At 59.7% G+C, this 13,722-nt stretch carries 17 protein-coding genes; 5 read left to right on the top strand and 12 right to left on the bottom strand.

Translation table 11 applies throughout. The features are described from left to right. Window positions 1-39: 39 nt before the first annotated feature. From AC1EJ1_RS05190 to AC1EJ1_RS05205, 4 genes are read right to left on the bottom strand one after another with little or no spacing between them, the layout of a single operon-like run. Window positions 40-771, bottom strand: a complete 732-nt coding sequence (locus AC1EJ1_RS05190) for an anthranilate synthase component II (RefSeq protein ID WP_227469219.1) — start codon at window positions 769-771, stop codon at window positions 40-42. Further along, window positions 771-923: a hypothetical protein gene (locus tag AC1EJ1_RS05195; protein ID WP_193599985.1), complete on the bottom strand. Its 153-nt coding sequence runs from the start codon at window positions 921-923 to the stop codon at window positions 771-773. The genes AC1EJ1_RS05190 and AC1EJ1_RS05195 overlap by 1 nt, the downstream gene beginning before the upstream one ends. Window positions 924-970: 47 nt before the next feature. Further along, window positions 971-1,732 (bottom strand): class E sortase, encoded by a 762-nt coding sequence (locus AC1EJ1_RS05200; RefSeq protein ID WP_083314397.1) that lies wholly within the window; start codon window positions 1,730-1,732, stop codon window positions 971-973. After that, window positions 1,725-2,552: a DUF881 domain-containing protein gene (locus tag AC1EJ1_RS05205; RefSeq protein WP_227469221.1), complete on the bottom strand. Its 828-nt coding sequence runs from the start codon at window positions 2,550-2,552 to the stop codon at window positions 1,725-1,727. Before AC1EJ1_RS05205 ends, AC1EJ1_RS05200 begins: the two co-directional genes overlap by 8 nt. A 218-nt stretch (window positions 2,553-2,770) precedes the next feature. Here AC1EJ1_RS05205 and AC1EJ1_RS05210 point away from each other — a divergent pair, with 218 nt between their 5' ends. Then, window positions 2,771-3,037: a cell division protein CrgA gene (locus tag AC1EJ1_RS05210; protein ID WP_058237648.1), complete on the top strand. Its 267-nt coding sequence runs from the start codon at window positions 2,771-2,773 to the stop codon at window positions 3,035-3,037. A 78-nt stretch (window positions 3,038-3,115) separates the two neighbouring features. On the opposite strand, the gene AC1EJ1_RS05215 is transcribed toward AC1EJ1_RS05210, so the two are convergent. After that, window positions 3,116-4,021, bottom strand: a complete 906-nt coding sequence (locus AC1EJ1_RS05215; RefSeq protein WP_227469223.1) for a rhomboid family intramembrane serine protease — start codon at window positions 4,019-4,021, stop codon at window positions 3,116-3,118. Window positions 4,022-4,164: 143 nt separating this feature from the next. Continuing rightward, window positions 4,165-4,689 carry a peptidylprolyl isomerase gene (locus AC1EJ1_RS05220; RefSeq protein ID WP_058237647.1) on the bottom strand — a complete coding sequence of 175 codons (525 nt, stop codon included), beginning with the start codon at window positions 4,687-4,689 and terminating at the stop codon, window positions 4,165-4,167. 201 nt (window positions 4,690-4,890) lie between these two features. On the opposite strand from AC1EJ1_RS05220, the gene AC1EJ1_RS05225 reads away from it, so the two are divergent. Next, on the top strand, window positions 4,891-5,619 hold the full coding sequence (locus tag AC1EJ1_RS05225; RefSeq protein ID WP_193599986.1) for a hypothetical protein: 729 nt from the start codon (window positions 4,891-4,893) through the stop codon (window positions 5,617-5,619). Window positions 5,620-5,929: 310 nt separating this feature from the next. Here the strand turns inward: AC1EJ1_RS05225 and AC1EJ1_RS05230 are convergent, their stop codons facing one another. Beyond that, window positions 5,930-6,082, bottom strand: a complete 153-nt coding sequence (locus AC1EJ1_RS05230) for a hypothetical protein (protein ID WP_157886259.1) — start codon at window positions 6,080-6,082, stop codon at window positions 5,930-5,932. Between AC1EJ1_RS05230 and AC1EJ1_RS05235 the strand changes: the two genes are divergently transcribed. From AC1EJ1_RS05235 to AC1EJ1_RS05245, 3 genes are all read left to right on the top strand, one after another. Beyond that, entirely contained in the window at window positions 6,026-6,412 is a 387-nt protein-coding gene (locus AC1EJ1_RS05235; protein WP_227469255.1) for a GNAT family N-acetyltransferase, read from the top strand. The two genes, AC1EJ1_RS05230 and AC1EJ1_RS05235, sit on opposite strands and share 57 nt — an antisense overlap. Window positions 6,413-6,679: 267 nt before the next feature. Then, window positions 6,680-7,108, top strand: a complete 429-nt coding sequence (locus AC1EJ1_RS05240; RefSeq protein WP_070726002.1) for an OsmC family peroxiredoxin — start codon at window positions 6,680-6,682, stop codon at window positions 7,106-7,108. Beyond that, a complete protein-coding gene (locus AC1EJ1_RS05245; protein ID WP_070726004.1) occupies window positions 7,101-7,490 on the top strand; it encodes a DUF488 domain-containing protein in 390 nt (129 codons plus the stop codon). The genes AC1EJ1_RS05240 and AC1EJ1_RS05245 overlap by 8 nt, the downstream gene beginning before the upstream one ends. Window positions 7,491-7,670: 180 nt before the next feature. Here AC1EJ1_RS05245 and AC1EJ1_RS05250 read toward each other — a convergent pair whose 3' ends face one another. The 5 genes from AC1EJ1_RS05250 to serS all read right to left on the bottom strand — a co-directional run bounded on the left by AC1EJ1_RS05250 (window position 7,671) and on the right by serS (window position 13,583). Further along, complete coding sequence (locus AC1EJ1_RS05250) at window positions 7,671-8,621, bottom strand: carbohydrate ABC transporter permease (RefSeq protein WP_227469225.1); 951 nt, start codon at window positions 8,619-8,621, stop codon at window positions 7,671-7,673. Between the two features lies 1 nt (window position 8,622). Further along, a complete protein-coding gene (locus AC1EJ1_RS05255) occupies window positions 8,623-9,747 on the bottom strand; it encodes a carbohydrate ABC transporter permease (protein WP_227469227.1) in 1,125 nt (374 codons plus the stop codon). A gap of 11 nt (window positions 9,748-9,758) precedes the next feature. Then, complete coding sequence (locus AC1EJ1_RS05260) at window positions 9,759-11,021, bottom strand: ABC transporter substrate-binding protein (protein WP_058237946.1); 1,263 nt, start codon at window positions 11,019-11,021, stop codon at window positions 9,759-9,761. 388 nt (window positions 11,022-11,409) lie between these two features. Then, window positions 11,410-12,315, bottom strand: a complete 906-nt coding sequence (locus tag AC1EJ1_RS05265) for an HAD family hydrolase (RefSeq protein ID WP_070726007.1) — start codon at window positions 12,313-12,315, stop codon at window positions 11,410-11,412. Beyond that, a complete protein-coding gene (gene serS / locus AC1EJ1_RS05270; protein ID WP_058237640.1) occupies window positions 12,312-13,583 on the bottom strand; it encodes a serine--tRNA ligase in 1,272 nt (423 codons plus the stop codon). Before serS ends, AC1EJ1_RS05265 begins: the two co-directional genes overlap by 4 nt. Between the last annotated feature and the right edge of the window lie 139 nt (window positions 13,584-13,722).

Consider the following 13,722-nt stretch of genomic DNA (forward strand, 5'->3'; position numbering starts at 1 on the left):
GTAAGCGCCGGCTCGGTGCCCGGCCCCGCGGTCGGCCCGTTAGTCGGTTAGCTCAGAGCGCTCGGCAACCACAGGTGTCAGCTCACGTGCGCGCCTGGGCGCATCCGCGTCACCGCAGGCTGCCAACCAGTTGGCCAGCATGAGGTGGCCCGAGCGCGTCATCACCGATTCAGGATGGAACTGCACGCCCTCAAGAGGAAGCTCTCTGTGGCGCAACGCCATGATGATGCCACTGTCCGTGGTCGCACTGACCTCCAGGCACTCCGGCACCGTCGCAGGATCGACAACCAGCGAGTGATAACGCGTGACGGTGAGAGGATTCTCCGCGCCGGCGAAAACACCGCGCCCATCGTGCGTAATCGGTGAGGTCTTACCGTGCATCAATTCGGGAGCGCGCACCACGTCCGCTCCGAAATACTCACCCAGTCCCTGATGCCCCAGGCACACTCCCAGCATCGGTACGTGCCATCTGGCACACACATCGATCACATCAAGCAGGCTTCCTGCCTCCTCGGGTCGGCCTGGCCCGGGTGAGACGAGCACGCCGTCATACGTACGCTCACCATCAGCAGCGGCCCCGCGGGCGCCCTCGTCAATGAGGGAAAGATCCACCTGGTCGTTACGCACGACGTCCACGTGCGCGCCGAGGTGACGCAGGTAGCCGACGATGGTCCAGACGAATGAGTCATAGTTGTCCACGCACAGGATTCGACGCTGGCGCGGAGCAGATTCGGTTGGGGCCATTGACGAGTCGTTTCCAGGTGTTGTCATCAGACGGTGACGTTCCCGTCAATGTAAGTGGACTGGAACCACGGGAACACCCATTGGAACAGCACGGCGATGACAAGAACGATCAGCAAAATAGCCTCGATGGTCTTGAGCCAGGCCGGGCCAGGTAGGTGGCGGAAAATCCATGCGTACATGTTGGTCGAATCCTCTCTTCACACGCGGGGCAAGACAAATACGGCGGTCATTTCGCAGGCTCGTTGGCCAGTGCTGCAGGAACACCGGTTTCCTTGGGCGTCCACGAATCCAGCTTGAGGTGCACGATGTATCGCTCCGTGTTCGACCACTCGGGATGGCACGTCGTCATCGTCATCCACCGCTCGGTAGGGGTTTCAGAAAAACTGAGGTCGCCGGGGACTGGAGCGATCGTCTTGATGTTTGTTTCATCGTCGGCGGAGTAGATCTCGAAATTGTCCATCGTGTACACGTAGTACGTGTTGGCCGTTTCGACAACGACCTGGTCACCAGGTTCGAGGCGGTCAATGAAACGGAAGTTGTTGCCGTAGGTTCGCCTGTGCCCGGCGACAGAGAAATTGCCGAGGGCGCCCGGCTGAGCCGTTTCCACGTAGTGCCCGGCATACGCTTTCGCGAGCACATCGGGAGTGGTGCCTTCAGCAAGCGGAATCTTTGCCCAGTTCCATTTCGGCACGTGAACAACGCCGTACACCTCACCAGGAGCAGGCTGATCGATCGCCGGTGGTTCATCCGTGCGCCGTTCACCTGATTTTTGCGGGGCCTGGTGTTCCTGTTCGAATTGCAGAACCGTTTCCTGCGCCGGCCCGCTGACTTGGTAGCTCGTCCAGAACAACTGCCAGAACGCGAAGAGGCCCAGGATGATGGCAACGGTGATGAGCAACTCACCGATCACTCCGATGATGCGGGTCGGCAATGATGCTGGGGCGCTCTCAATCCTCCGGACGTGAGCCGGTGTGCCTGAACTAGCCATGATCCTCCACAATGCGCGCGTACTGAGGTGAAGTGTCTTCGGGCAGTGCGGTGAATGTCAAGTCCTTTTCTTCATCCAGACGCCAGCCCAGGCCGTACTTCACGACATACCTCTTATAGTTGATTATTCTCTCATCTGAATTGATTGCTCGCTTGAGGCGATCAGGATCGCCTATGGCGGAAATCGCATACGGCGGTGAATACGAGGTGCCGTCCACCAGGATGACGTTGCCGATACAGCGAATGACCGAGCGTGACGTGACGCGCTTGCCCTGCACCGTCATCGCTTCCGCACCGCCGCGCCACAACGCATTCATCACATCTTCAATGTCCTGCTGGTGAATCACCAGATCGTCGGGCTGGGCGCCCTCGGGCAGAATCTGATCTGCAGGCGCGTCAGTGAGCGTGACGGTGACACCCGGCCCCTGAACAGCGGTAGTCGTTCCGATCGGGATTGACGAGGCAGCTCCCTCATTCGTTGCAGGATCGTCACTCGATGAGGTGGTGTCCACGTAGCGATGGATGGATTCGCGCAGGCTGTTGCGCTGATCTGTCAGCTCCTGAACGGTTTCCTGCCTGTCTCGCACCATGGACAGCAGGTTGACGTCGCTGCTTGATGCCTGGCCCCGCGTATTGGAGGCCGCTATGCCGAAGACGACGCCGCAGGTGACCATCACGACCAGGATTGCCAGTGCTGAGCGGGTTTTCTTCCACGTTCGTCTCTTGGGCGAACGCTCCCCTGAACGTTTACGTGGTGGATCCATCCGCGCACGCGGGGCATAGCTCGGCGGAGGTGACTGCGGCGAATCGCTGTCGCTCATCATCCCTCCTGACTGGTCGGACCATATCTGAGCGGTGGGTGCATCACGTTGGCAGGCGGCAGACCACAGTGAGATAGACCGAAAACGACCACCGCGCGTCGATCGCTTTGGCCGATACCCCACTCCGAGACTACGCTAGAGGATATCCAGGCGCATAACGCGCCACGGCAGTTATTCAAGTCCCGGCCCCATTCCGGGAGAGCGATCAGGAGTAGGTTGTGGCCGAGTCGAAAAAACGCAAGCGCAAAAGCGGCGAAGTAGCTGAGCAGGATACCGAAGTCCACTCATGGACTGAAGACATCCCCATGAGCCCATCGTGGTGGGCTCCGGCTTTCATTACACTGCTCATTGTTGGCCTGGTGTGGGTCATGGTGTACTACATCTCGTCCGCACGCTTCCCGATCCCCGGTATCTCATGGTGGAACCTGGTCATCGGTTTCGGCATTATGCTGATCGGTTTCCTGATGACGCTGCGCTGGCGGTAAGCTCGGCTGCTCGGCGAGCGCGCTGACTTCATTTACCATGCGGCGGCGCTCACCTCACCTCGTCCGCCCGTAAACCGACTAGTAGTTCAAAGCGAGCAACGCGGCATATTCCACAGCCACCACGGCGCACACGGCGATCAGCATTCCTGCACCGGCCAGTGCGCTGATGCGTGTCTTGCGCGTGGCCTCGGCCTGACGGTTGACGACGACCTCACCGCTCCTGCGACGCGGCGGGCGCCTCATGATATGCGCAAAGCCCCACGTCACCAGCGCGCCCACGATCATGCCGCCGACATGCGCCTGCCAGGAAATATTGGGCACGATGAAGCCGTAACCGAGGTTGATTGCCAGCAGGATCAGAATCGATGTCGTATTGATCCCGCTCATCTTCTGAAGGACGAAAATCGCGGCGAACAGGCCGAATACGGCGCCCGACGCCCCAACAGTGGTCACCAACAGTGTTTGTCGGCTGACGAAGCACCAGGCCAGGACACCGGCACTGCCACCGATCGCGCTGGCGATATACAGGATGAGGAAACGCCACCATCCAAGCACAGGCTCGATGCTCGAGCCGACAAACCACAGTGCGACGAGGTTGAACAGGATGTGCAGGACGTTGGCATGCAGGAATGCAGTCGTCAGAATTCGCCAGGGCTCAAGCCATCCGATCGCCGGCATGAACGCCAGGGAACTGTAGACCTGCGGAATGAGCTTCATCGCCACGAATGTCACTGCGCACAGGCCAATAAGCACCATCGTCACGGTCGGTTTTTGAGTCCAGCGCATCTGACGGCGTCCGCGTCGGCCTCGTTTCTTCGCACAGTCCACACACATGGCGCGCACTTCCACCGGTACACGGCACTGCGAGCACATCGGCCGGTTACATACCTTGCAGTAGTCGATGGACTGCACATCAGGGTGGCGTGGACACGGCGGAGCCGCATTCGGGTCTGAACGCTGACCGTACTGAGGCATCTTGGCCATACTCATCCTTTGTTCGAACTCACCGTTGGAAGGGCTGCGCCCGCCACAGTGGACGAGGGCGTCCCATCCGGCTGTCAGGGCTGGCAGTATCCAGCTTACCGGTGGTCGCCCTCGTCACTGATGATGCAGGCATCAGCCCGCGTCTACTTGTCAAGAATCTCCACGGATTCAATCACGACGTCTTCGCGCGGCTTGTCGCGTCCGTCGGTGGGAACCTGTGCGATCGCGTCGACGACGCTGCGTGACTCATCGTCGGCCACCTTGCCGAAGATCGTGTGCTTGCCCTGCAGCCACTGGGTCGGTGCGACGGTGATGAAGAACTGGGATCCGTTGGTGCCCTTCCCCATGCGGGTTCCGGCGTTGGCCATTGCCAGGACATACGGCTCGTTGAAGTTCAGTTCCGGATGGATTTCATCATTGAACTGGTAGCCGGGACCTCCTGTGCCGGTGCCGAGCGGGTCACCTGTCTGGATCATGAAACCGTCGATGACGCGGTGGAAGATCACGCCGTTGTACAGCGGTGAGCTCATTTCCTGACCGGTGCCGGGGTGCGTCCACACGCGCTCACCGGTTGCCAGCCCCACGAAGTTCTTCACCGTGAACGGTGCGTGGTCGGGGTACAGGTCCAGGCGGATATCGCCTTGTGAAGTATGAAGAATAGCTTGCATGAATCTATAGTGACAGATTTTCCGCCTGTGAGCACGCGTGTGGGCAGCCGTTCGCCCAGCGCGCATTTTACGTAAATGGTCACTGTCTGCCGGCCTTTTATGGTGTGATTGAAGTGCATTGAATCGTGTGACGGTGCACAATAGGGGGGAAGACCCTTTGCGTCATTCGTCGCAATGAAGAAACAAGATCCGGAGGCATCAATGGCTAAGAAACACCAACTCGATCCGGAGCAGATTAAATCTGATGCCGTTCAGCTGGGGTCCACTCTGGCTGAGCAGGCTCATGCCGCTGCCGAAAAGGTCGCTGACCTGGCGGAACAGGGCTTGGACTGGGCCGGCCCGCGCGCTCAGGAGGTATTGGATAATGCTCGCAAGACTGCAGACAGCGCCCGCAAGTCTGCCCAACCTTACATTGACGAAGCGACTGACCGTGCCCGCGATGCTGCAGACAAGGTTCGTCCCGTGGTTGAAGAAGCACGTAAGCGTGCCGAGGATGACTACATGCCTCGCGTGAACCGCGCATGGACGGAAGCAACGGCTGCCGCTCAGACTGACGGTGACCTGATCGAACGCGCTCGCCGCGCTGCCGATGCCGGATCACATGCGTTGACCACGCCGACCCCAAAGCGTAAGTCACACCGAGTTGCCAAGTGCCTCGGCTGGACGGCACTGGGGCTGAGCGCCGCTGGTGTGGGATACCTGTTGTGGCGTCGAAGCCAGCCGATCGAAGATCCGTGGGCCGAGGAATACTGGGCTGACCTGGACACCGATGTTGAACTGCCTGACGTTGAGGTAGAAAGCGCTGATGACGCGCAGGGCGTGTCGCAAACCCCGACCGACGAGGAAAAGGCTGCGGCTGAAGAGGCTGCTCAGGCCAAGCTTGAAGCCGATGAGAAGGCCAACAAGGAAGCTGAAGAAGCTGCCAAGTAAGGCCTCCAGCGCGGGCACGTGAAAGAGGGACGCTCCCTTTACGAGGTGTCGTCTTTCTGAGCGCCCGCAGGGCTGTGAACTGCTGACCGGCGTGTGCGTCTGCGTGACATGCACGCCGGTTTGCTTTCACGGGGCGGGCGCGGTTTGCTTTCACGGGTCGGCGCCGGTTTGCAGTTGGCTGTGAGGAGACTGCACGTGGAGGCGCTCTTACCTTGACCAGTTGATCCGACGCTCCCGTAGCACCTTGACCAGTTGACTAAGACCTTTGCCCGTTGATAGTTCAAAGTCTTATACCTTGATCCGTTGATTTCTACCTTGAGCGCTTGATTGAGGCGCGCGCCAATTCCGCGCGATCGGTGCCGACACCGAGCAGATCATGGCGCTGTTTGCCCGCGAAGCTGATCGGATGCAGCGCGATGGACTTGATCAGTGGCAATCTGGCATCTATCCATTGACCGAGCATATTGAGGCAGATATTCGAAGCGGCTACGGATGGGGGGGTTGCCAGCAGAGGAGACGTCCTGGCCTATCTGAGTATCGACGACACTCCCGGCCCGTTTTACGATGCGGCCAATCTGACGTGGAAGACTCCGCGCGAGGGAAGGAGGGAACATGGGTGATGCACCGACTGATCGTTGCCGAAGAAGCTCGCGGAATGGGACTGGCTCGCAAGCTGATTGAATTCGCTGCGACGCAGTCACCGAACGGGCATCTGCGCGCGGATACGGATCCGAAAACACGCCCATGCGGGCACTGTTTGAGCGGCTCGGATTCCGTGACGCTGGATTGCTGACCTATCACGAACTCAACGATTTGTAATGCGTGACCTACGAGCGCTAGGTGCACTCGGTCGTGCGGCGACAGATGAGCCAACACGTCCAGGTGCACCCGGCCAGGTTCGGCTGGATGTGACAGCGCCGCCAGGCGCCAACACCGCATTCCCACGCGCATGGTCTCACCCAAAATAATCTCGCCGCGCGCTGAATATTTCCATTGAGGGCGCGCCGAGCCGGCAAATAGGGTAGACATGAAGTGCACATCCACTATGAGAGGAGTCACAATGGCGAATTCAACTGTGAGCACTGCGAGCACCCACTGGGAAGGTGGCCTGACAGACGGCGCCGGACAAACGACACTCGAAACATCCGGTGTGGTCACACTGGACGTCGCGTGGGGCAAGCGCACTGATCCAGGCCAGGGCACCACGAACCCCGAAGAACTCATCGCAGCAGCCTTTGCCACCTGCTATTCGATGGCACTGACCAACGAGCTGACCGAAAACGGACATGCACCCGAATTCCTCGACACCACTGTCGAGGTCTCCTTCAACCCGAAGGACGGCATTTCCGGAGCCAAACTCACCGTCAGCGGTAAGGTTCCCGGCCTCGATGCTGAAGCCTTCAAGGAAAAGGCTGAGTGGGCAAAGGACAACTGCCCCGTCTCCAAGGCACTCGGCGGCCTCAAGAAAGAGCTTGTCGTGAATGCCTGAGTTTCATCTCAAACGCATCTACGAGGATCCGGAGCCGTCTGACGGCCTCCGGGTTCTTGTCGATCGTCTCTGGCCACGGGGGATCTCCAAGGAGCGCGCCGCCCTGGACGAATGGAACAAGGACCTGCCACCATCACCGCAGCTGCGCACCTGGTTCGGACACCGACCCGAACGATTTGAGGAGTTTGCACACAGCTACCGTCAGGAACTGGCTGACAGCGGAGCCGCACGCGACTTCGTGGAAAACCATCTCACCTGCGATGTTGTCACGCTGCTCATCGCGGCAAAAGACCCCGAGCACAACCACGGACTAGTGCTGCAGGACGTTCTCACCACACTTGCCGCTGAGCGTGCGGATCGCCAGCAATGCGGATCACCATGACAGCACGAACCGATGACACTGCGCATCCGTCTCAGTAGCGACGCAGCGACGCCCTCGTTCATCCATGCTTAACGGAGTTGACGAGTGCGACTGTGGACGTCGCCCCTGTCACATGTCAATAACTCAAGGGGCGCCCCGGAGTTCACACCCCGAGGCGCCCCTTGAGTTATGTGTACGGGATCAGCCCTTCACGGATCCGCGGGTCACACCCGAGATCACCCAGCGCTGAGAGAACACATAGACCAGCAGCAGCGGAGCCATCGCCATCAGGTAGGAGGCGAATGCCACCGAGTAGTCCAGGTTGAACTGTCCCTGGAACACATACTGTGCCAGCGGCAGCGTGCGGTGCGCCGGGTCGGTCAGCACAACCAGCGGCAAGATGAAGTCATTCCATGCCCACACGCACGTGATGATTCCGACCGTCGCATTCATCGGAGTGAGCAGTGGGAAAATCACCTGCCAGAACACACGCCACGTGGATGCGCCATCCACGCGCGCCGCCTCTTCCAGCTCAATGGGAATCGAGCGGATGTAGGAGACGTAGATGAACGAGTTCATCGACAATCCGAAGATCGTGTACAGGATGACCATGCCGATGGGTCGATCCAGGTGCAGGATCGACATCTGCTTGATGATCGGCAGCATGATGATCGGGAACGGGATGAACAGTGCCGACAGCAGGTAGTAGAACGCGCCCTTGAAGAACGGCTTATGCAGGTTCCGTGCAATCGCCCAGGACACGATCGACGAGGTCAAAATCGTGAACACCAAGGTCAGTGCTGTGACGAACACGGTGTTGACCAGCGCGTGCTTGAAGTCGGCGCGCTCCCAGGCGTCCGCGAAGTTCTGCCAGCGGATCGAGGTCGGCAGTTCAAACCCGTTGCCGTTGAGCACCTGATCAGGCGACTTGAGCGCAACAACCACGGCGAGGTACATCGGGATCAGCACGCCCAGAGACGTGAACAGGATAAACAGCGTGGCCACCCAGTTGATGCGGCGCCTCTTTGAAGGGCGTATCTTGCGCGTCGACGTGTTGGCCGAGTTCTGCCCGGCTGTCCCTCGCGTCGAGGGCGACGACGCTGACGAGGACGTTGATTCGATCGGTGTGCCTGGTGTCATGGGAGCAGTCATGTTACTTTCCCTCCCCACGTTGCAAAATTCTGAATTGGAACAGCGACACGATGGTGATCACCACGAAGAAGAACACCGCGTTTGCTGTCTGGTAGGCGAACTCACCGCCGGTGAAGCCGCCTCGGTAAATCAGGACGGAGACCGATTCGGTTGCCGTGCCCGGTCCGCCGTCGGTCAGCGCGATGATCGGGTCGAAGACCTGCAGGAAGCTCTTCAAACTCAGCACCATATTGAGGGTGAAGAAGGGGCCGATCAGTGGGAACGTGATCTTCCAGAACTGTTGCCACGAGTTCGCACCATCCAGTGCGGCAGCCTCGTACACATCGTCTGGAACGGTTTGCAGTCCGGCCAGGTACAAGATGATCGCGAATGCGCTTGCCTGCCACACGGCCAGCGTGATGATCGCTCCCCATGCGGCGATCGGGTGCGTCAAAATGTTGTCTCTGAACAGCGGAATGCTGGAGAAAATCTTCGGCAACGATGTTGAGAACATGAATTTGAAGACGTAGCCGATGATCAGCACCGACAGGACGTAGGGGATGAAGAACACGCCTCTGAAGAAGTTACGGGCCAGAATGTTCGAGTTCAGCGCCACGGCGATGATCAGCGAGATCACGTTCGTCAGGATCGTGGCGATGATGGCGAAAATGAAGGTGGCCGCATAGGCGTGGAACATGCGCTCGTCGCGGAAAATGTTGATGTAGTTGGAGATTCCAACGAATTTCCACGTTCCGTATCCGGCATAGTTCGTGAACGAGAAGAACACGCCGATCAGGACGGGCAGTGTATGGAACAGTGCGAACGCAATGAGCGCGGGCACGACAATCATCGTGTACGTGCGGTCCTTGGTGGGCGACACTGTTCGTCGCTTCCCCTTATCTGAACCGGACCTGCGTGCGGACGAGGCCGAGGACTTAGCCGAGAGTGTGCCCGATGAGGCCGTACCCGACACGGCCGTAGCCGTTGCCGTGGTGGTCACCGAACGTGCAGGTTCACTCGCCGTTGCTGTGTCTCGTGAGCGCATGCGTTCGCGCAACTGTGGCGGCAGGTCAACCATGCGGCCGTCTTCGCCGTCCGTGCTGCCGGCATTGTGCGATCCGGCGCCAGCACCAGGTGTTGATGACATGGATTTTCCTTTCACTCCACAGTGCGTGCAGCGTATTCACGCCACTGGCGATCCAGCTGCTGCAGTGTCACTGATGGGTCTGCATCAAACAATCCTTGCTGGACCAGAGGGTCCAGTCGGATAGAGGCGGGAACGTGGTGGTCCACGAATCCTGCGATGTGGCCTCCGTCGAAGAACGGAGCCAGTTCCTGAATTGCCGGATCATCCGGGTAGTCAGCTTCTCTGAGGGAGGGGAACATGGATTGCGACTTCGCGACCTTCTCGATGACTTCAGGCTGGAAGAGGTAGTCGAAGAAGCGGCGTGCCTCTTCAGGGTGCGCCGCCCCCTTCCCCATCGTCACAACGACGTCCACGCCAGTCACCAGCAGGCGCTGGTCGGCGCCCTCACCTTCGGGAGCCGGATACGGGAAAATTGCCGCATCCACGTCGGGGTTTGCCTGACGGATCGGATTGAGCGCCCAGATACCCTGCATCAGCATGGCGACTTCACCGTTGGCAAATGCGGCGTTGCCGTCGTCGTAGGTTCGGGCACGCCATCCGTCCTGTGCGTATCCGAATAAGGTGAGTTGGCGCTGCATCGGTTCGGTGAAGTTCTTCTGGAACGACACCGCCGAATCCGGCCCGATATCCGTACCCTGCTCGCGCATGGTGTCGAAGAACCCGTCGCGCGCGGCGTAGGCGCCCAACCCATTAAATGAGGGCAGTGTGGTCCACGCGTCGGCCACCGTCCCGTAGAACGGTGTGATGCCAGCGGCCTTGAGCTTTTCACACACATCGAGCAGTTCTTCCCATGTGGAGGGAACTTCCAGGCCCTGTTCCTTGAAAATCTGGCGGTTGTAGATGATGCCGTCTGCGTTGTTCAGATAGCCGACACCGTTGACTTCGCCTTCCGCATTTCCCAGGTCAGCCAGAATGTCCTGCACAGCCGGGTTAATGTGCTCAAGCAGCGGGTCACCTGAAAAGTCGTGGAAGACGCCGGCTCGTGCCAGGTCAGCGAATTTTCCGTTACCGTTCAGGGTGATGACATCCGGCGGGCGGTTCTTCACCAGGAGCGTACGGATCGCGGTGTCCGCATCTGCCGATTGGTTAATGACTATGTCAATGTCGGGATTTTCGGCCTCAAAATCAGCCGCGATTTCTTCGAAATCTGTTTTGGCTTCACCTTTGAACTGGAAAAAGTCCAGTTCGGTTTTCTCCTGCGCCTGGGGCGTCCCGCAGCTCGCCAATGCTCCACATGCGCATACAGCCAGAGCCGCAATCAGTGCTCGTCGCATTCGTGGTTGCCGAGGGCGACGTGTGGCACCGTGAGCATCTGGCTTGGATGTGTGCGTCGATGATGAGCACTGTGATTCGAGCGGAGAATGCTCCAGGGGCGATGCGTGTGAATACACCGTGACATCTCCTGCCTTCAAATGTATGGACTGAGCGCTCATTCACCCCTGCGGCATACGCAAGCGAGTCGGCGTTCAACGTGTGTGACGGGTGCTCCTCGTATCGGCCGTAACCATTACGATAAGCCACTTCATTTATATCTCATTGGCCACGAACGTGAGGGGCCGAGGGTCCTTTTTGTCAGCAATAACTCGGTTTTGACACCTGACAGACACCGTTTGTGTGTCGAGCCGCCAGTCGCCGTCCTCAGGTCCGTGACAAGCCGGTGAGTCAGAAGCGATTCAAAATCGCGCGGACCAGAGCGGCAGCGCCGTCATTTTCCACCGACCCGGTCACCGCATCGGCATAGCTGCGCACGTCCTCATCAGCGCCGCCCATCGCTACGCCGTGCGCGGCCCACTGCAGCATCGGGATGTCATTCGTTCCATCCCCCACCGTGACGGTGCCGCTGTGGGGCACCTGCAGGTACTCAGCCAGTTCTTCCAGACCGGTCGCCTTGGTAAAGCCACGAGGCCCGACATCCACCCAGGACGTCCACCCGATCGCCACTTCATGTGTGTCAGCCAGGCCAGTCTGCGCGATCGCCTCGCTGAATTCTTCACGCGTCAACGACGGCGCACGGCCAACGAGTTTGGTGCTGGGAGTGCTGCGCAGGTTCTCCATCGATTCGACGCGGAACGTTTCGATCAGCTCACCATGTGGGAACGGCGCAGAAACAGCGTATCCATAGTCGCGTTCTGACCCGATCAATGCATCCGGCATGACCTGGCGTAACGCGTCAATTGCTTCTGCGGGATTGAAACTGTGCCGGCGCACCACGCGTCGACCACCCTCGAGCTGGGGATCCCACTGACCCATCGTGGTGCCGTTCGAACACACCGCCCACCCCTGACTGGCTTTCAGATAGCCAAAGACCGGGTCGACGGCATTGACGCCTCGCCCAGTGGCGATCACCATCTTCATTCCGGCAGCAACACCGTCATGGAATGCGCTGATGACACGCTCAGAGGCACCCTCGGGAAGCAACAATGTGCCGTCAACGTCCAGGGCGACCATGATTTTGGTCGGATCGCGGGGAAGTGACGAGGGCAGGCCGGCCTCGGCCCTCGCGACGAGTTCATCGAAGGGGATGGCCTGCTCGCCGGACGGGGGCGGTGTGAGGAGCGGGATGCTCACCGCGGCTCCAGGACGTCGATTCCACCCAGGTAGGGCCGCATTGCTTCAGGCACGCGCACGGACCCGTCTTCACGCTGATGGTTCTCCAGGATCGCGACGAGCCAGCGGGTTGTCGCCAGTGTGCCGTTGAGCGTGGCAACCGGGAACATCTGGCCATCGCGGCGCTCTCGAATGCCCAGGCGCCGGGCCTGGAAGGTTGTGCAGTTCGATGTGGAGGTGACCTCCATGTAGCGCTGCTGGGTCGGCAGCCATGCCTCGCAGTCGAACTTGCGTGCTGCCGAGGTGCCGAGGTCGCCGGCCGCAGTATCGATGACGCGGTAGGGCAGTTCCATCTTCGCCAGCATCTCTTCTTCCCACGCAAGGAATTTCTTGTGCTCCTCTTCAGCATCCTCAGGGCGGCAGAACGAGAACATTTCCGCCTTGTTGAACTGGTGGACACGGATAATGCCGCGCGTGTCGCGCCCGGCTGCCCCAGCTTCGCGCCGGTAGCAGGTTGACCATCCGAGGTAATGCTTCGGGCCGTCACTCAGGTCCAGAATCTCACCCATGTGGTAGCCCGCGAGCGCCACTTCGGAGGTGCCCACCAGGTACAGATCGTCAGCAGGCAGGTAGTAGATTTCATCGGAATGCTCGTTGAGGAATCCTGTGCCACCCATGACCTGCGGCGTCACCAGCGTCGGCGTCATCATCGGAGTGAAACCTGCAGCGACAGCCTGATCCAGCGCCATGGTCATCATCGCCAGCTCCAGGCGCGCGCCGATTCCCTTGAGGTAGTAGAAACGCGATCCTGAAATCTTGGCGCCGCGTTCGACGTCAATTGCGTCCAGTTTTTCACCGATTTCCAGGTGATCTTTCGGCTCGAACCCTTCGGCCGCGAAGTCACGCGGATCGGGGCCTTCATGGCGCAGCACCACGAAGTCTTCTTCACCACCGGTGGGCACTCCCGGCAGAATCAGGTTCGGCAGCATGCGTGCCAGTTTGTCGGCTTCTTCGCCTGCTTCGTTCGATGCGGCCTCAGCATTCTTGACCCGCGCAGCCAGTTCCTTGGCCTCAGCCAGGATTGCGGGCCGCTCTTCCTTGCTGGCACGCCCCACAGATCGAGAGACCTCTTTTTGCTGCGAGCGCAGCTGCTCGAATTCCTGGAGCAGTTCACGCCGCTTCGTGTCGGCTTCGAGGATTCGGTCCACCAGTTCCACGTCTGCGCCGCGCGCACGCTGTGAGGCGCGGGCCGGTTCGGGATCTTCTCGCAAGGCACGCATATCAATCATGTGTTCATGGTAGTTCAGATACACCGCCCGTTACTACCGCGCCAGCGGGGAGGGGTCGCGGGCATGTGCGGTGACGCCCCTCAATCGCGCGCACACGGCAGGGTTGGTCAACTATAGTTCGTGGGTATCACTACTTCGG

The sequence above is a fragment of the Pauljensenia sp. C0170B4 genome, from assembly GCF_056590235.1.